This window comes from Sporosarcina sp. FSL K6-5500, from assembly GCF_038005665.1.
GTDB lineage: Bacteria > Bacillota > Bacilli > Bacillales_A > Planococcaceae > Sporosarcina > Sporosarcina psychrophila.
The window spans coordinates 3,156,437-3,173,629 of record NZ_JBBOTP010000001.1 but is presented as its reverse complement, the minus strand read 5'-3'; the positions used below and the strand labels follow the sequence as shown (position 1 = coordinate 3,173,629).

The following is a 17,193-nucleotide window of genomic DNA, read 5'->3' as shown; positions in this document are numbered from 1 at the left end:
CTCTATACGATTACCGAGAGGTCTTGATGTGTAGGTATGCGACAGGCAACTATTCGTAACAGAATTACCTAGGATGGAATGAACTGCAATTCCTCCCCAAAAGTGTGGCTAGAAATGACAATGTTATTTCTAGCCACACTTGCCTCTCGGTAAATATGTCATGAATAGTTCGCCAAAAGCGAACCGGAAATGATCCAGTGAAAATGGATTTTCCCAAGCCCTACTCACCAGTATTTTATGACAATAAATAGTTAATCAACAGACGCGTCAAAGTATAATAAAAAGCCGGTTCCTCAGTGAGGAACCGGCTTTTTATTATACTTCTACTGTAGGTTTTTTCCGAATGCGTGCGGCTATTCCGGTTATTAGTATGACAACGAGTACCGGTAAAAGCCAACCAAGCCCTTCCTCATAGAAAGGAAGTACACGATCATAAAAGGATATAATTGGGGCTAACCAATCAAAATACGCTATCTCAAGTGATTTACAAAGTGTTTTAAATCCATCAATAATACTAATCATAAATGCAACGACCGTTGCTGATACATACACTACACGAGCATGGTTGAATAGCGGTGACAGGAATGTCAGAATCATTAAAACGACTGACAACGGATACAAGAACATCAATACCGGAATCGAATACGTAATGATATTCGCCAATCCAAAATTCGCGATAACGAAACAGAATGTTGAGAAGAAAATAACGAAAACTTTGTAGCTAATTTTCGGCATAATTGTATTGAAATATTCACCACATGCAGTAATCAGTCCGATACTCGTAGTCAAACATGCGAGTAGGATTACTACAGCGAGCATAACCAATCCAAATGTCCCCAAATAATGAGATGATGCACCGCTTAATACAGGTCCGCCCGTATCAAAGAGTCCAAATAACTCTGTGCTCGTCGCCCCTAAGTAAGCAATTCCTACATAGATAATCGCAAGGAATGTAGTCGCAATCGCACCTGCTTTTGCTGTCGCCATTAGAATTTCACGTTTATTCGTCACACCCATCGAGCGGATTGCGTTAATGACGATAATCCCGAAGACCAATGAAGCGAGTGCGTCCATTGTGTTATAACCTTCCATAACGCCTTTTATTAACGCTCCGCTTGTATAATCGCCTTGCGGTGACTGAATTACACCCATTGGTTTTACAATAACCATAACCAACAAAGCGAACAAAAGTACGATGAGTGCTGGTGAAAGGATTTTACCTACACGGTCAACGATTTTGGCGGGATTTAATGATAACCACAATGTAAGACCAAAGAACAATAAAGTAAAGATAATTGTAGCAATCTGCATATATTCCGCGCTTATAAACGGAGAGATTCCAATATCAAATGCGACTGCACCTGTACGTGGTGCGGCGAAGAATGGACCAATTGTTAAGTATAAAAGTGATGTGAAAACAACTGCATAAACTGGATGTATCCGGCTTGCAAGTTGCTGTAAATTTTGGCTCCCCGAGAAGCCCATCGCTAAGATGCCGAGAAATGGAAGCCCTACTCCAGTAATTAAAAACCCAAGAACAGCTAGCCACATGTTCGTTCCAGCATATTGCCCAAGCTGTGCTGGAAAAATAAGATTTCCTGCTCCAAAAAATAGTGCGAATAGCATCAAGCCAATGGCAAGATACGATGAAAATGATAACTTCTTTTGCATAACTTCAGTTCCCCCTTGATGTAAATAACATTACACGTATGCAATATATCGCTGAATTAATAATACTCTTTTCCTTTACAAAATGCAATATAATAATGGCAATTTATTATGTTAAAAAGAATAATAAAACATTGATTTTTCTGATATATTAACAATAAACAAATCATAATACTATTTTCGATATAATAATTGTCCGTTTGCATGATCGAACATGCAAACGGACATAAGATTAACTCATTTAATAGTAAACTTCGTGTGACTATGGCCTTCTTTTGCTTTTTTCACTTCGAGAATCGCAGGGAATGCAGCTTTCAGTTCTTCAACGTGAGAAATGACGCCAATCATACGACCTGATTTCTGCAGATCAATTAATGTGTCAATTGCTTTGTTCAACGACTCTTCATCAAGTGACCCGAATCCTTCGTCAATAAACATCGTATCAATTGACACCGAACCTTGGAAACTTTGAATGACATCTGCCATACCAAGTGCTAGACAGAGAGAGGCATTGAACTTTTCGCCACCTGACAATGTCTTCACGTCACGTGTTTGCCCTGTATAAGCATCATATACATCGAGACCCAGTCCACTTTGTCTCCCTCGTACTTCCTGACGGTCACTGCGGATTAAGACAAACTGCCCGTTCGACATTTCTTTCAAACGTTCATTCGCCGATTGGATAATACGTTCCAAGTATTCGATTTGAATATAGCGTTCGAATGACAACTTCAAACCGTTCTGTCCTCTTACGATATCGTAAAGGTCTGTGATTTTCCCATATATTCGTTCAAGTTCAATCACTGTTACGGATGACTGTACAAGTTTCTCCTTCAAACTGAATGCGTTTTTTTCATATTCTGAAGAAGCATTATAGTCAGTAAGAGCGGCTTCATAATCAGTTTTCAATTTGGCCACTTTCGTTGCCAAATCGCTCAAATCCACCACTTCTTTCCCTTCAAGCAGTACCCGTAACTCCGCTACTGCATCGCGTAAACTATAAAGTTGTTGTTTGAATACCGCCACTTTTTCTTTCAACAAAATGCGGTCAACTTCTTGCATTTTCGCCTCACGATAAGCCTGTTCTGTTGGGAATGCCGATTCTTCTAATGCTTTTTTGAATCTACTCTCCGCCTGACCCTTCTTCCCTACAACTTCTTCCAAGGTTTCCCCAGCATGAATTTCTGCTACTTTCGCCGCCCCCAACTTCTCGCTCGTTTCCTCACGCACTTTCTGGACTACTTCCCAAGCGTAATCTAATTCTTCTTTTTTCTTTTCAGTTTCAGCAATCCGCTCCTGAAGCGTGGCTAGTACCCGTACATCTTCGGGTATCGTTTGTAATGTCATGTTAAACAGGGCTAGTTGTGTATCATAGGACGATTTTTGTTGAAACAATGCACGTTCCATTTCAGTTTTCTGCGCCACGATTTGCGCTGTAATTACTTCTTTCTTTTTCAATTCCACTTTCAGATTAACAAGCAATTTTCGATCTGCGCGAAGCTTAGCCACTTCCGCTTCTAGCTTCTGTTTTACCTCATGTAAATTATTATTATCCTTTTCTATAGCTAACCGCTTCATTTCATTTTCTTTATCAGTTAACTGCTCGATTGTATTTTGGTAGGTAATAGCCGCGGTTCGGAATTGCCCCTCGACTTCTTTCAGCCGTTCTTTCTCCACTTCCAGCTTTTCCCTTGAAATGGTTACTTCAATTGTTTTATGCGATTTAGCGGGATGATGTTCACTCCCACATACCGGGCAGGATTCCCCGTCTTTTAAAGACTCAGCCAACATAGCTGCTTGGTTATTTAGCCAAAGTTGTTCTACTGCATCGTATTCCGATTTACTTTTCTCATAACGCGCCTCGTGATCATTCTTTCCTTGTTCCAATACGTGTATCCGATTTCGAATGGCAATGAATTCATCCAGTAGTTTGCACTTTTCAATCGTTTCATTTAGTTGATCGATACGTTCATCGTACTGAACTTGTCCCACTTCAAACATCTCGATTTCTACTTTTACTTTTTCCAAGTTCTTCGTTTCTTCATCTGTCATTCTAACGGTTTTCCCAAGTTCTTTTTCCAAATGATTGTTTTCTTTTTTCATCACACCAAGAGCAGTTTCCTTCGATGCCAAACTTGAAACAGCCGGAAGGAAATCTTTTAGTCGTATCAAACTTTCCGTCAGCTTTTCACGGTCAGTTTTTCTTGCTTCTTCCACTCGAAAACGCTGCCCAGCAAGTTCCATTTTTTCTGTTACTATCTGGACTGCTTCCTTCGCATTCTTAAGATTACCTGCTTTCGTGGCAGTTTCTTCTTTCAATTTGAGTAATTGCATCTCAAGTTCACCGATTGAAACAGCTCGCTCTGCGTCGGCTATTTGTTGCTCTTTTTGTTCCACAATCGGCAAATGTTCCGTTAACTTATTTAACGATAATTCTTTTTGACGTAGTTCAATAAAACGTTCATTCATACTTTTCGCGGCGTGGTACATTTCTTGCATTTTTGTATGTTTTACATAAACTTCATCGTAACTCTTTTTAACAACAACCGTCTTGTCTTGATAAAACGCAAATTCTTCTTCTAATCCTTGAACGACTTGATTCACATTGTAATGTTCATTCGCAAGAACAGTAAAGACCGATGACTCACGCTCGGGCAGTAAGGTCGCTATTTGTCCAATATGCCCCTCGCTCTGTTGCATCTCTTTCGTTAGAGTCGCTTGTGCGCTGTCTTTCTTCCCTTTTAGCTGCTCCACTATTTCACGGTACTTATCTGTTTTAAATATTTTCCGCATGATTGTTTCTTTATTTTCTGTATCAGACGTTAGAAACTTTCGGAACTCTCCTTGCGGCAGCATAACAATCTGACTGAATTGTGCTTGTGTAAAGCCGATTAGTTCTTCTACCTTCTTGTTAATTTCAGATACAATCTGCCTGTCGACAAGTGGTACCTCCCCGTCTTCCGTCAGTTCATAGAACTCGCAGCGCGCAGACGTTTCGGACTTGTTCCCCTGTTTGACATACGGTATTTGCCGCATGATGCGGTACGTTCGATTATGAATGTCAAACGTCAATTCAACGGTCGTTTGAACTGCGTCGTCTGCGAAGTCGCTTCGCATCGCACGATTATCCGTTCGATCTTCTCCGCTCGCCTGACCATATAGCGCAAAACAAATCCCATCAAATATCGTGGTTTTCCCCGCACCAGTAGCTCCTGAAATAACGAAGAGTCGATTGTCTTTCAATTCCCTGAAATCGACCGTTTCCGTCCCTTTATATGGTCCAAATGCCGTCACCATTAATTGAATTGGTCTCACAGCTGTGTCCCCTCCTTGTGCATAACTTCATGGAGCACTTCTGAAAAGAGGGTCTCCGTTTCTACGTCTGCCGCTTCTCCTTTCATCTCTTCGTAAAATGCTTTAAAGAGTGCTAAATCATCATGCTTCCCATGTTCCATACGTTGTTCATCAACCGCATTTGCGGTCAGCATGAGCACTTTACGCTCAACATGCATCGCGTTCGGATAGACTGACCGTACTTTTTCCATCGGGAATAAAACCGGTGTCTCATCTAGCAATTTAACAAAAACATAATCCTCACTTACTGGGTGCAACAAAATATGTTCCATCGTCCCTACAACCGTCCGCATATCATGCTTTGGCTTCAACTCCCGTTTCTCAACAGATACCTGCCCTGCAGCGTCAAGTTCGATAATTAGAAACCCTTTATTATGATGTTCTTCTGAAATCGAATATTTCATTGGCGAACCCGCAAATCGCACTGTTTCATTTAACACATAATGTGCCTGATGTAGGTGGCCAAGTGCAGTATAATTAAATCCTTCGAAAAGATGCGCCGACACATATTCTGCCCCACCAATTGCCAACGGTCGTTCGGAGTCACTCGTGTTATTTTCACTTTCTCCGTGAGGTGTCACAAAAGCATGTCCAACAAATACATGTCGGACCCCCTCTGCCATTTGTTCACGGATAGTTGCCGTCACTTTCTTCATCGCATCGTTATGGTTCACAATCGTTTCATCTTCGTGCAAATGTTTTACAACAGAAGGATCCGCAAATGGTACGAGATGGAAATGAACCTCACCGTAGTCATCTGACAAAACGACCGGTTCGATTACTTTCGTCATCTGACCTGCAATATGGTAGCCATTTACTCGCATCAATCCGCTTCCAAAATGGAGGCGTCCCGGGCTATCATGGTTTCCTCCAATCGCAAGGACTGGTATTCCAAGTTCCATAGTGATTTTTCCAAGCACTTCGTCAAGTAGTGCAATCGCTTCTGTAGGTGGCACCGCACGGTCATACAAATCGCCTGCGATAACGACCGCATCTGGCTTCTCCTTTTTGACTACCTCTACGAATTGATTGAGCACATAACGCTGTCCTTCTGTCATATATATACCTTGAACGAGCTTGCCTAAATGCCAGTCCGCTGTATGGAAAAATTTCAAATTCATTTCCCCTTTCAATACTTTTTCTTTCTACTTTACAGGATAATTCTTGTAAAAGGAAACATACATTCCTTTCTAACTTTTCACAAAGTTAAGGTTGACCTTCTATTTTTAATATGCTTATAATGGGGATGAGTCCAATTTCATATGATCCACCGCTAGGGGTGCTCTAACAGAGCTGAGAGAGGCATGTGCCTTGACCCTTATAACTTGAACTGGTTAATACCAGCGTAAGGAAGAGGTGCTGACACAATAATTCTGCCGGTCTATTTTCCGGGATACTTTTGATTGTCTACAACCCACTTCTTCTTCAAGGAGTGGGTTTTTTGGTTTTCAAGAATACAAAGGGAGTGTTGATATCATGAAGTTCACTGACCGTTTGTTAGAAAAGACGTTACCAATCTGGAGACAGAATCATAGCCATCCGTTCGTACAAGGAATTGGCGATGGGACGCTTGATCCGGATAAATTCAGGTTTTATATGGTACAGGATTACTTGTATTTGATTGATTATGCAAAACTGTTTGCGATCGGGGCTGTAAAAGCTGACGACTTGGAAACGATGGGCAAATTCGCGACACTACTCGATGGGACGCTGAACAAGGAAATGGCCCTGCATCGAAGCTACGCACTGCGGTTCGGCATTTCTGAACAGGAACTTGAAAACGCTAAGCCGTCACCAATTGTTCTTGCCTATACGCACTACATGTTACACGTCTGTCAAAATGGAACCGTTGCGGAAGTGATGGCTGCTCTGCTTCCTTGCGCATGGAGTTACTGGGAAATCGGTAAGGAGCTAAATGCTATTCCAGGTGCTGCCGATCACTCGTTATATGGCGATTGGATTCAGATGTATTCTTCGGATGAATTCAAGGAACTTGCGGGCTGGTGTATTGATTTAATGAACAAATCAGCAGAAGGAAAACCGGAGCATGAACTGTTAAAGCTCGAGGAGATCTTCCTCAATACAACTCGTTATGAATATATGTTTTGGGATATGGCAAATACAAAACAAATGTGGCCTGGAGTTGAAATGATAAATGCTATCGTTTGACGGTGTTTCATTCACGTACGAATCAGGCAACAGCATACTCGATAATCTGTCATTCAACATTCTTCCCAGTGAGTTTATTTCGATAATTGGTGTTAGCGGTTCCGGTAAAAGTACGATTTTTCGTCTTGTAACCGGATTAGATGAACCCTCAGGGGGTACCATTTCTCTTGAAGGGAATCCAAATACTCAGCGCCTTGGAAAGGTCGGCTATATGCCACAACAAGATTTGTTACTGCCTTGGCGAACCATTTTAGAAAATGCATGTCTTCCGCTTGAAGTAGCCGGATTAGATAAGAAGGCCGCCAAGGAACAAGTACAACCATTATTACAAGAGTTCGGTCTTGGTGGAACAGAGGATAACTATCCAGGAGAACTTTCGGGTGGAATGAAGCAGCGCGTCGCTTTCTTACGCGCTGTTCTTTCTGGCAATTCCCTACTATTGTTGGATGAACCGTTTTCAGCACTCGACGCCATCACCCGACTGGCTATGCAAGAGTGGCTCATCAATCTGTGGGAAAAGCGCAAATCAACTGTCCTTTTCATCACACATGACGTAGAGGAAGCACTGTTTCTGTCAGACCGTATTTTTCTGTTGCAAAACAAACCTGTCACTTCATTCGTGGAAATCGAAGTGCCTCTTGAAAGACCTCGAATAAGAAACGATTTACATCGCGCTGAAATGCTCGAGCTAAAAGAACTGCTTATCGGCAAGCTCAGAAGTGAGGTTTCGCTGTGAAAAATACGGCTTCCTTAGTAATCATTGCAGGATTTCTAAGTATCTGGGAGTTGGGTGCACGCCTTTACGGTAAAGCGTTCATTCTCCCTTCCCCTATACAAATTTTTATACGTTTTTGGGAACTGAGGGAAGTATTATTGTTGAAACATCTACCGGTTACTTTGATGACGATTATTATCGGCCTAGCCATTTCGATTATTTCAGGAACAGCAATTGCAGTGCTAATGTCTTCCCGTCCAGGCATACGAAAAGCGCTCTATCCAATTCTCATTGCATCTCAAATGGTTCCTATTATTGCGCTTGCACCTATTTTTGTACTGTGGTTTGGTTACACAATTTGGAGCAAAGTTGCTGTTACTGTGCTCATCACATTTTTTCCGATAACAGTGAATACATTCGATGGTTTATCGTCAGGAAAAAAAGATATACAAGAACTTTTTTTGACGATGGGTGCTTCAAAAAAGGATATTTTCTATAAATATTCCGTACCAACTGCCCTCCCTCATTTCTTTTCTGGTATGAAAGTCGCTGTGACACTAAGTGTAATTGGCGCTGCAATCGGAGAATGGTTAGGCGCGCAGGCAGGCCTTGGTTACTTCAGTAGGCGTATGATGACGCAGTTCGATGGTGCAGCTGTTTTCGCACCCATCTTTGTACTGAGTGCCGTCGGAATCGGTCTATTCATCTGCGTGACCATTATTGAAAATCGAACGTTAAAATGGAGGATTAAAAATTGAAGAAAATCACATTATCACTTACAAGTATTGCGCTAATTCTATTGCTCAGCGCGTGCAATACTAATGAAAAAACAGAAAAGGTAAGTATCATGCTTGATTGGTATCCTAATGCTGTACATAGCTTCCTTTATGTTGCGGAGGAAAAAGGTTATTTCAAAGATGAAGGCATTGAACTGGATATCAAGTTCCCCGCAAGTCCGACTGATCCTATTAACCTTGCAGCAGCAGGAAAAGTGACTATGGGCATCACCTATCAGCCTGACGTTATAATTGCAAAGTCTGAACAGAATATCGGTATTAAATCCGTCGGCGTTCTCGTTCGTTCGCCATTGAATCACGTAGCATTTTTAAAAGAAAGTGGTATCGAGTCACCAAAAGATCTAGAAGGAAAAATTGTAGGCTATTCAGGAATCCCTTTGAACGAAGCAATACTAGAAACAATGATGAAAGCAGATGGTGCAGACTACGGTAAAGTAAACATGGTCGATGTGGGGTTTGAATTAAATTCTGCATTGATTTCAAAAAAAGCAGACGCTGTTATCGGGGCATATATTAATCATGAAGTACCGCTACTTGAATATGAAGGATTTCCAACAGGCTATATTGACCCCACAGACTTCGAAATACCTTCGTTTTATGAACTTATTGTTGTGACAAGTGACGATACCTGGAAGAAAGACCAAAAGAACATCGAAGCATTTTGGCGCGCTGCCGGAAGAGCCTTTGATGATATGGAGAAAGATCCTGAAGAAGCGCTGTCTATCTTGCTAAAATACCAGGATGAAGCGAATTTCCCACTCGTCGAGGTTGTTGAAAGAGAGTCACTTTCGATTCTTCTTCCGAAAATGACAGCACCTGGTACGTTTGGTGAGCAGGATGAACAGGCATGGCAAGCAACTGCCGATTGGATGTCAGAAACCGGATTATTGAAAAACGAAGCAAATCTTGATGGGATTTTCATTAATATGGACTAACAAAAAAACAAGCTTATACTGAGTTTATCACCGTTATGGATTGTGTTATCACCGACTCAAACGAGGTTATCACCGCCACGGATTGGGTTATCACCGGCTCAAACGGACTTATCACCGCCATGGATTAGGTTATCACCGACACAACTATTTCCACCAAAAAGCAGCCAGGACTTTTGAAGTAAAAAGTCCTGGCTGCTTCATCATTTTGTTATTGATTCAAACCACTATAAATCATGTCTGCGTTCCATCTTAGCATTTTCACATACGTATCGCCATCATCACCAGGTTTCCCTAGAGAGTCCGTAAAGATTTTCCCTTTAATCGGCACATTCGTTTCCCTTGATACCATCTCCATGCTACGTGGATCGATACTTGTTTCTAAAAATAATGCTTGAACCTTTTCCTCGTTGATAGTTGCAATGATAGTTGTCAGCTGTTCAGGTGTTCCTTCATGGTGTGAATTGATTTCCCAAATGTAGGCTGCATTAAAATCATACGCTTTGGAGAAGTATTTGAACGCACCTTCACTCGTCACGAGTATCCGTCGTTCTTCTGGGATCTTGTTCATTTTCTCCACGATTTCTTCATGAAGGGCTTTGAGTTCAGTGATATATGCATCCGCGTTTTCATCATAGATGTCTGCATTTTCTGGATCAATTTTCTTCAGGGATTTACGCACGTTTTCTACATACTTGATGCCATTGCGCACGTCAAGCCAAGCATGGGGATCTTCTTCCCCTAAATGGTCCTTCGAACTGAGGAGCATCGGTTCAACCCCTTCACTTACACGAAATACCGGCGCATCCTCCCCCGCTTTTCCAGCGGTTTCCATCAATTTAGTAAACCATGCATTTCCTTCTTCTAAATTTAGCCCGTTATAAAAAACAACATCTGCATCTGTCGTCAAAGCGACATCTGCCGGAAGTGGATCATATTGGTGAGGATCTGATCCAATCGGTGCAAGGCTGTGAACATCGACCAAATCTCCCCCGACATTTTTCACAATATCGTAGACAATCGAATACGTCGCAACGACTTGCAGTTTTTCACCCTTCTCTTTTGGAGCAGTCGCCCCTTGGTTACATGCCGACAACAAGACTCCAACAACAACCAGTGCAAACAATAGCATACTTTTTTTCATTCACAATCTTCCCCTTCTATTTTGAATTACCTTTTATAAAACGGCTGATTTTTGTTTATTTGTTCGAATAGCTCTCCACAATAAACCTTGTTTCGGTGAGAATATAAATGCTAAGAAAAATAAAGCGGTTGCGACGAGTACGATTGTTGCGCCAGATGCAAGATTGTACGTGAAGCTCAAATACAAACCAATTATCGCCGAAATCGTTCCACATGCAGCTGAAATGACTATCATGACAGACAGCCGATCAGTTAATAAATAAGCTGTCGAAGCGGGTGTAATAAGCATCGCAACGACTAATATGATGCCCACTGTCTGTAACGATGCGACCGTAACAAGTGTTAATAGAACCATTAAAAAGTAATGGATCATCTTAGTCGGAAGCCCATATGCTTGAGCCATAATCGGGTCAAACGAACTGACAAGCAACTCTTTATAAAATATAAACACACTTAACAACACGAAAATACCAACTATTAGTGTCATCCACATATCAGAAGGTCTGACCGCCAACACATTCCCAAACAGGATGTGATACAAATCTGTACTACTCTTCATAAATGTGATAAGGATAATCCCAGCGGCAAATGCAGCAGTAAACATGATGCCAATCGCAGAATCATTTTTCACTCGACTGTTCTGGTTGATGAATCCTATACCGATAGCTGTTAAAATACCCGTTATCACCGCTCCGATAAAGAAATTGATACCTAGCATGAAAGAAATTGCGACACCTGGTAATACGGCATGAGATATCGCATCCCCCATCAGGGCCATTCCTCTTAAAATAATAAAACAACCAATGACGCCACTAATGATACCAACCATCACCGATGTAATAAGCGCTTTTTGCAGAAAACCATATTGCATAACTGCCTCGATGAAATGCATCATTTCGCCATCACCCCATCTAAAAACGATAATTGTCCGCCGTATGCTTTTGAAATCATTTGAGGCGTAAACACTTCTTTCACACTGCCCTTCGCAATTAACTCCTTGTTTAACAACAACAGTTCATCAAAATATTTTTCCGCCTTGTTCAAATCATGATGGACGACGATGATTGTTTTTCCTTCATCGCGCAACTCTTTTAAAATCTTCACAATCATCTCTTCACTCGTTGCGTCAATTCCAACAAATGGTTCATCGAGTAAAAACAAATCTGCCTGCTGAGCAAGTGCTCTAGCCAGGAAAACACGCTGCTGCTGACCGCCAGATAATTCTCCAATTTGCCGATCCTGAAACTCGATCATATCAACCTTTTCAAGGCACTTCAGAGCCAATGCCCTTTCCTTTCGCCCTGGCCTTTTTAATAATCCAACTGTCGGATACGTACCAATAAGAACTGTATCTTTGACTGTAATCGGGAAATCCCAATCGATTGTACTACGCTGCGGAACGTAAGCAATTCGTTTACGGACCTCTTTCAGCGTGGAACCAAGGATTGTAATATCCCCTTTATCTTTTGAAATCAAATTTAGTAACACTTTAAGCAAAGTGGACTTCCCTGCTCCATTCGGTCCAATGATTCCAACTGATTTCCCACTTGATATCGTGAACTCTATATCATGTAGCACTTCTTTTCCGAAATACGACACATGCAAATTCGAAACTACAATTGCATCTTTCATATTTACACACCTCCATATATCTATTTATATGCCGGAGTTTCCCAAGGGAAACTTTAAATCCAAATTTTTTTTGCCCTAGGGAAACTTTATAGGCAAAAAAATGAATTACATTATTGTTTCCCTCAGGAAACTTTACTAACTTCATAGTAGAACATCTAAAACCAAAAGTAAAGAAAAAAATATTTTTTTGAAAAATAACCCCTAGAAAGCCATACCAACAGCATCCGTAGATTCCCTGATTAGATTTCAGTTCACAGGCTTCAACCGATGAAAATCTCCCGACTACGAAAACTTTCATCTGACGAAGAACTGTAAAACTGTCTAGACAGTTTTACAGTTCCATATTAATTAAACATTCCTACTACACACTCTTTAGACTGGCATGATAATTGCATAACTAATATATATATTGAACTAATGATTCTATATAATCACCAGCGAAGGCGCCTCATAGGGGGGCCAAGCGTTGTTGAGTGGATTCTTTATGTCAACATATATAGTTAATAAAGGAGTGGAAAAATCATGTCAAGAAATTTCACAAATCTACTGATTGAAGATGACATTGCAATCGTGGAAATAGACCATGCACCAGCCAATACATTGTCAACAGCATGCATTGCCGAACTAAGAGAGGTTTTTAAATGTCTTGCCAATGATGATAAGTTGAAAGCGATTATTTTAACTGGGGCAGGTCGCTTCTTTGTTGCCGGTGCTGATATTAAAGAATTCACTGACGCACTAGGTGACGACCAGAAAGGATTGGCAATGGCCACAGCGGGACAAGCAATTTGCAACGAAATAGAATCGATGAAAAAACCCGTTATCGCAGCCATTAATGGTGCTTGTCTTGGTGGAGGATTGGAATTGGCTATGAGCTGCCATTACCGGATTGCCGTATCTGCAGCCAAACTGGGATTACCCGAGCTTCAACTTGGGCTTATCCCTACGTTCGGCGGAACGCAAAGATTGAGCAGGATAACCAGTACAGCCACTGCATTGGAACTAATTTTAACAAGCAAACAACTTAACGGCGACGAGGCAAAGGAAGCTGGACTTATCCAATTAGTCGTTTCCCCAGAAGATCTTTTGCCAACTGCTAAAACGATTGCAAAAGCATTTGTAGACGGTAAGAGTATGACCAGCATCACGCGAGCTGTAGAATGTATCATACAGGGAGCAAATGAATCCTTAGTAAATGGGCTAGAACGGGAACGTAACAATTTTGCTGAACTGTTTTTAACAGACGATGCCAAGGAAGGTGTACACGCATTTATTGAAAAAAGAAAACCGCTATTTAAACATACGTAAAAGGGGTTGTGAACAATGACAGAAGAAGTCCTTTTTTCAATAAGCGACAATGGAGTTGCTACAATTTTACTCAATCGGCCGAAAGCTTTAAACTCACTGTCCTTCGCGATGGTTCAAGCAATCAGGGAAAAATTAACAGATTGGAAGACAAACGAACGTGTCAAAGCTGTCATAATCAAAGGTGCAGGAACAAAAGGTTTATGTGCCGGCGGAGATATTAAAACATTATATGAAGCGAAAAATAGTGAAAATGGTCTCCAAAAAGCAAACGACTTTTTCACAGAAGAATATCAAACAGATTTATCCATTGCCCAATTCCCTAAACCAATCATTGCTTGTTTAGATGGTATTGTCATGGGAGGCGGCGTAGGTTTAACTTATGGTGCTTCTATTAAAATCGTTACCGAGCGTACCGTTTGGGCAATGCCAGAAATGACAATTGGTTTTTTCCCAGATGTAGGTGCCGCCTATTTTTTAAATAAGGCTCCGGGATTCATCGGAAGATATTTAGCATTGACGGCTACACAATTAAAAGCTGCAGATGTACTGTATATAAATGGAGCAGATCATTTTATGTCTCATGAAAAACTCCTGCTTTTCATCGATGAATTGGAGGGAAGGAAATGGGAGCAAACAACCATTGACACATTGCTCGCAAAATACACATCAACCGCACCGGATGAAGGCAAACTAGTATCTTTGCAAAAAGACATAGACGACCATTTCTCTCAGACGACGATAGAATCCCTCTTCGATGCCTTAGGGGAAAATGATACTTCATTCGCGAAAGAAGCCATAGAAACAATGCGTACGAAATCACCTGTATCATTAAAAGTGACACTAAAGCAGTTAATTGACGGCGAACAAAAAACATTGGAAGAATGCCTTGCCACAGACCTTATTCTTGCAATGAACTTCATGAAACACGAAGACTTTTTCGAAGGAGTTCGCTCTGTCTTGATTGATAAAGATTTAGCACCCTGCTATAAGTACCCACACATTTCATCTGTTTCGAATGAAATGGTCAACGGCTTTTTCATAGCCGACTAATTAGAGAAAGCCGAATCCCCCCAAAAAGGAATTCGGCTTTTTTCAATTCTTTTCTTAGAACCAACGCTCCGTTACAACTTTTTTACGCGTATAAAACTGTACCCCGTCTTTCCCATTTGTGCCGAGATCTCCATAGAACGAAGATTTGTTACCGGCAAAAGAGAAGAATGCCATTGGTGCAGGTACATTCACATTTACTCCAATCATACCCGCATCAATTTTTTCACGAAACGTTTGAGCGCTTTTACCACTTCCCGTATAAATGACCGCTCCATTGGCAAACTTCGATTGATTTGTCAGCGCAATTCCCTCTTCTAAATCCTTCACACGCACAATGCTTAACACTGGAGCAAAGAGTTCTTCCTGCCAAATTTTCATTTCGTTGTTCACGTTATCAAAAATAGTCGCTCCGAGATAATTTCCTTCTGCCAGTTGACTATCTATTTCTCGGCCATCGACAATCAGCGAAGCCCCTTCAGCTATACCACTCTCTATATAACTAAGCACACGTTCTTTATGCGATTTGCGAATAAGGGGGCCAACAAAGTTCTCTTCATAACGTCCATCTCCTACTGATAATTCACGCGTTTTTGCAACAAGTAGCTCCATAAAATCATCTGCAACTTCATCAACAACTGCAACGACCGAACAAGCCATACAACGCTCACCGCTACTGCCAAACGCTGCACCAATAACTCCTTGAACTGTTTTTTCGAGATGACAGTCCGCCATGACAACCGCATGATTCTTTGCACCAGCAAGCGCCTGAACACGTTTACCGTATTTCGTACCCGTTTCATACACATGTTTTGCAACCGGTTCTGATCCAACAAAAGAAATTGCTTTGACATCTGGGTGCTCCAGTAAACCGTTCACCACTTCTTTTCCCCCATGCACCAAACTTAAGACACCTTTCGGGAAACCGGATTCGTGAAATAATTCAACAAGATGTCCCGCTAAAACGGGCGTTCTTTCAGATGCTTTAAGCACAAATGTATTCCCGCAAGCAATCGCGAGTGGAAACATCCAGAGGGGCACCATCATCGGGAAATTAAATGGAGTGATCCCTGCGACAACTCCAATCGGGTAGCGCCAGACAGATCCGTCAATACCCGTAGCCATATTTGGTAGAGCCTCTCCCATCATCAAGCTAGGCGCTGACGTAGCAAGTTCCACTACCTCAATCCCCCTTTGCACTTCCCCTCTTGCATCTGTCAATGTTTTTCCGCTTTCCATCGTAATAATCTGTGCTAACTCCTCTTTATGTTCCTCCAACTTTTGCAAGTAAGTAAACAGAAGACGCGCACGGTTCGGAACTGGTATATCGGCCCACGATAGAAAAGCTTGTTTTGCCACTTCTACTGCAGCATCGACGTCTTTCTTTGTAGATAGTGGTACATAAGCAATTGTTTCACCTGTTGCTGGATTAGCAACTGTTTCCGTTTCAGTACCAGATGAGTCCACCCATTCACCGTTAATCCAATTTTTCATTTGCTTTATAGTTGTTGTAGTCATTTATTTCAATCCCCCTATTGTAAATGCTATTTTTTGATGTCCAATTCTCTTATACAAAGCTGACATATCCTCTTCCGCTAATCCCGCATGTTCCGCTTCTTCATAAACTGCCAAAAGGGCTTGGCTGATTGGGAGATGCAACTGATTACTCTCTGCCAATTGCAAGGCGAATCCCATATCTTTTCGTAATAACTTCAGCGCAAATCCCGGTTCATACTCCTCATTTTCGATAAATGATTTGAAGTTCCGTTCATATATTCGACTCTGTCCATAGCTAACATTTAACATATCAAAAAGCTTGTTCATGTCCATGTTATTTTCATTTGCTAATGCCAATGCTTCACTCACCCCTGCGGTATAGAAACCGATGAGCAGATTATTTATCAATTTTGCAATTGTCCCACTGTCAATTCGCTCATTCACATGAAACAAATTTTCGCCTAGTACTGAAATAATTGGTAATGAACGCTCATAGTCCACCGCTCGGCCACCAACCATAAATGTCAGTGTCCGATTTTCCGCACCTATCACACCCCCACTGACTGGTGCGGCTAAATAAGCAACTCCTTTCGCTTGTGCTTCCTCGCTTATGCGGCGATTCACTTCCGGCGAAACAGTGCTCGTATCAATCAAAAGAATATTTTCATCGCTTTGGTGAATCAACCCTGCTTCTCCTAAATAAACTGATTCCACCGCGGCTGTTGATGGTAAACTCGTCAAAATAATAGCGCAACGTCCTGCCATTTGTATTGCAGAAAGACCAATTATTCCGCCCGCTTGCTGAAATACAGTTTCAGCTAATTCACTTCGGTCATTTCCATAAACAGTGAATCCAGATTCCAGTAAGTTTTTCGCCATGGGCATTCCCATATTCCCTAAGCCGATCATGCCAATTTTCATCATCGAGTCC

General features: G+C 41.5%; 14 protein-coding genes and 1 riboswitch. Of the genes, 6 read left to right on the top strand and 8 right to left on the bottom strand.

Translation table 11 applies throughout. The features are described from left to right. Nucleotides 1-315 precede the first annotated feature (315 nt). From brnQ to MKX62_RS15245, 3 genes are all read right to left on the bottom strand, one after another. Complete coding sequence (gene brnQ, locus MKX62_RS15255; RefSeq protein ID WP_067207434.1) at nt 316-1,671, bottom strand: branched-chain amino acid transport system II carrier protein; 1,356 nt, start codon at nt 1,669-1,671, stop codon at nt 316-318. A gap of 234 nt (nt 1,672-1,905) precedes the next feature. Further along, nucleotides 1,906-4,983 carry an SMC family ATPase gene (locus MKX62_RS15250; RefSeq protein WP_340741789.1) on the bottom strand — a complete coding sequence of 1,026 codons (3,078 nt, stop codon included), beginning with the start codon at nt 4,981-4,983 and terminating at the stop codon, nt 1,906-1,908. Beyond that, entirely contained in the window at nt 4,980-6,137 is a 1,158-nt protein-coding gene (locus tag MKX62_RS15245) for an exonuclease SbcCD subunit D (RefSeq protein WP_340741788.1), read from the bottom strand. The genes MKX62_RS15250 and MKX62_RS15245 overlap by 4 nt, the downstream gene beginning before the upstream one ends. 150 nt (nt 6,138-6,287) lie before the next feature. Further along, a riboswitch (TPP riboswitch) is annotated at nt 6,288-6,391 on the top strand. A 107-nt stretch (nt 6,392-6,498) separates the two neighbouring features. Between MKX62_RS15245 and tenA the strand changes: the two genes are divergently transcribed. Genes tenA through MKX62_RS15225 form a run of 4 tightly spaced genes read left to right on the top strand, consistent with a single transcriptional unit; the run spans nt 6,499 to nt 9,638 of the window. Continuing rightward, complete coding sequence (gene tenA, locus MKX62_RS15240) at nt 6,499-7,191, top strand: thiaminase II (protein ID WP_067207426.1); 693 nt, start codon at nt 6,499-6,501, stop codon at nt 7,189-7,191. Continuing rightward, complete coding sequence (locus MKX62_RS15235) at nt 7,178-7,927, top strand: ABC transporter ATP-binding protein (RefSeq protein ID WP_338652972.1); 750 nt, start codon at nt 7,178-7,180, stop codon at nt 7,925-7,927. Before tenA ends, MKX62_RS15235 begins: the two co-directional genes overlap by 14 nt. Next, a complete protein-coding gene (locus MKX62_RS15230; RefSeq protein WP_187047264.1) occupies nt 7,924-8,664 on the top strand; it encodes an ABC transporter permease in 741 nt (246 codons plus the stop codon). The genes MKX62_RS15235 and MKX62_RS15230 overlap by 4 nt, the downstream gene beginning before the upstream one ends. Beyond that, complete coding sequence (locus tag MKX62_RS15225; RefSeq protein ID WP_338652976.1) at nt 8,661-9,638, top strand: ABC transporter substrate-binding protein; 978 nt, start codon at nt 8,661-8,663, stop codon at nt 9,636-9,638. The genes MKX62_RS15230 and MKX62_RS15225 overlap by 4 nt, the downstream gene beginning before the upstream one ends. A gap of 208 nt (nt 9,639-9,846) precedes the next feature. Here the strand turns inward: MKX62_RS15225 and MKX62_RS15220 are convergent, their stop codons facing one another. The 3 genes from MKX62_RS15220 to MKX62_RS15210 are packed head-to-tail and all read right to left on the bottom strand — an operon-like array spanning nt 9,847 to nt 12,410. Beyond that, entirely contained in the window at nt 9,847-10,779 is a 933-nt protein-coding gene (locus tag MKX62_RS15220; protein WP_067207416.1) for a metal ABC transporter substrate-binding protein, read from the bottom strand. 33 nt (nt 10,780-10,812) lie between these two features. Beyond that, a complete protein-coding gene (locus MKX62_RS15215; RefSeq protein WP_067213888.1) occupies nt 10,813-11,670 on the bottom strand; it encodes a metal ABC transporter permease in 858 nt (285 codons plus the stop codon). Continuing rightward, nucleotides 11,670-12,410 carry a metal ABC transporter ATP-binding protein gene (locus tag MKX62_RS15210; RefSeq protein WP_067207414.1) on the bottom strand — a complete coding sequence of 247 codons (741 nt, stop codon included), beginning with the start codon at nt 12,408-12,410 and terminating at the stop codon, nt 11,670-11,672. The genes MKX62_RS15215 and MKX62_RS15210 overlap by 1 nt, the downstream gene beginning before the upstream one ends. Before the next feature lie 522 nt (nt 12,411-12,932). Here MKX62_RS15210 and MKX62_RS15205 point away from each other — a divergent pair. Beyond that, on the top strand, nt 12,933-13,718 hold the full coding sequence (locus tag MKX62_RS15205) for an enoyl-CoA hydratase-related protein (RefSeq protein ID WP_340741787.1): 786 nt from the start codon (nt 12,933-12,935) through the stop codon (nt 13,716-13,718). Nucleotides 13,719-13,733: 15 nt separating this feature from the next. Further along, nucleotides 13,734-14,768 carry an enoyl-CoA hydratase/isomerase family protein gene (locus MKX62_RS15200; RefSeq protein ID WP_067207409.1) on the top strand — a complete coding sequence of 345 codons (1,035 nt, stop codon included), beginning with the start codon at nt 13,734-13,736 and terminating at the stop codon, nt 14,766-14,768. Between the two features lie 54 nt (nt 14,769-14,822). On the opposite strand, the gene MKX62_RS15195 is transcribed toward MKX62_RS15200, so the two are convergent. Continuing rightward, the gene (locus MKX62_RS15195) at nt 14,823-16,283 is read right to left on the bottom strand and encodes a CoA-acylating methylmalonate-semialdehyde dehydrogenase (protein WP_340741786.1); all 1,461 of its coding nucleotides are present in this window, start codon (nt 16,281-16,283) and stop codon (nt 14,823-14,825) included. Next, complete coding sequence (locus MKX62_RS15190; RefSeq protein WP_340741785.1) at nt 16,284-17,186, bottom strand: NAD(P)-dependent oxidoreductase; 903 nt, start codon at nt 17,184-17,186, stop codon at nt 16,284-16,286. Between the last annotated feature and the right edge of the window lie 7 nt (nt 17,187-17,193).

Bases quoted from the DNA above. Each gene is read 5' to 3' on its own strand.
- MKX62_RS15195 (WP_340741786.1), bottom strand. From the start codon at position 16,283: ATGACTACAACAACTATAAAGCAAATGAAAAATTGGATTAACGGTGAA.
- MKX62_RS15220 (WP_067207416.1), bottom strand. From the start codon at position 10,779: ATGAAAAAAAGTATGCTATTGTTTGCACTGGTTGTTGTTGGAGTCTTG.
- tenA (WP_067207426.1), top strand. From the start codon at position 6,499: ATGAAGTTCACTGACCGTTTGTTAGAAAAGACGTTACCAATCTGGAGA.
- MKX62_RS15235 (WP_338652972.1), top strand. From the start codon at position 7,178: ATGCTATCGTTTGACGGTGTTTCATTCACGTACGAATCAGGCAACAGC.
- MKX62_RS15215 (WP_067213888.1), bottom strand. From the start codon at position 11,670: ATGCATTTCATCGAGGCAGTTATGCAATATGGTTTTCTGCAAAAAGCG.
- MKX62_RS15190 (WP_340741785.1), bottom strand. From the start codon at position 17,186: ATGATGAAAATTGGCATGATCGGCTTAGGGAATATGGGAATGCCCATG.
- MKX62_RS15205 (WP_340741787.1), top strand. From the start codon at position 12,933: ATGTCAAGAAATTTCACAAATCTACTGATTGAAGATGACATTGCAATC.
- MKX62_RS15210 (WP_067207414.1), bottom strand. From the start codon at position 12,410: ATGAAAGATGCAATTGTAGTTTCGAATTTGCATGTGTCGTATTTCGGA.
- brnQ (WP_067207434.1), bottom strand. From the start codon at position 1,671: ATGCAAAAGAAGTTATCATTTTCATCGTATCTTGCCATTGGCTTGATG.
- MKX62_RS15200 (WP_067207409.1), top strand. From the start codon at position 13,734: ATGACAGAAGAAGTCCTTTTTTCAATAAGCGACAATGGAGTTGCTACA.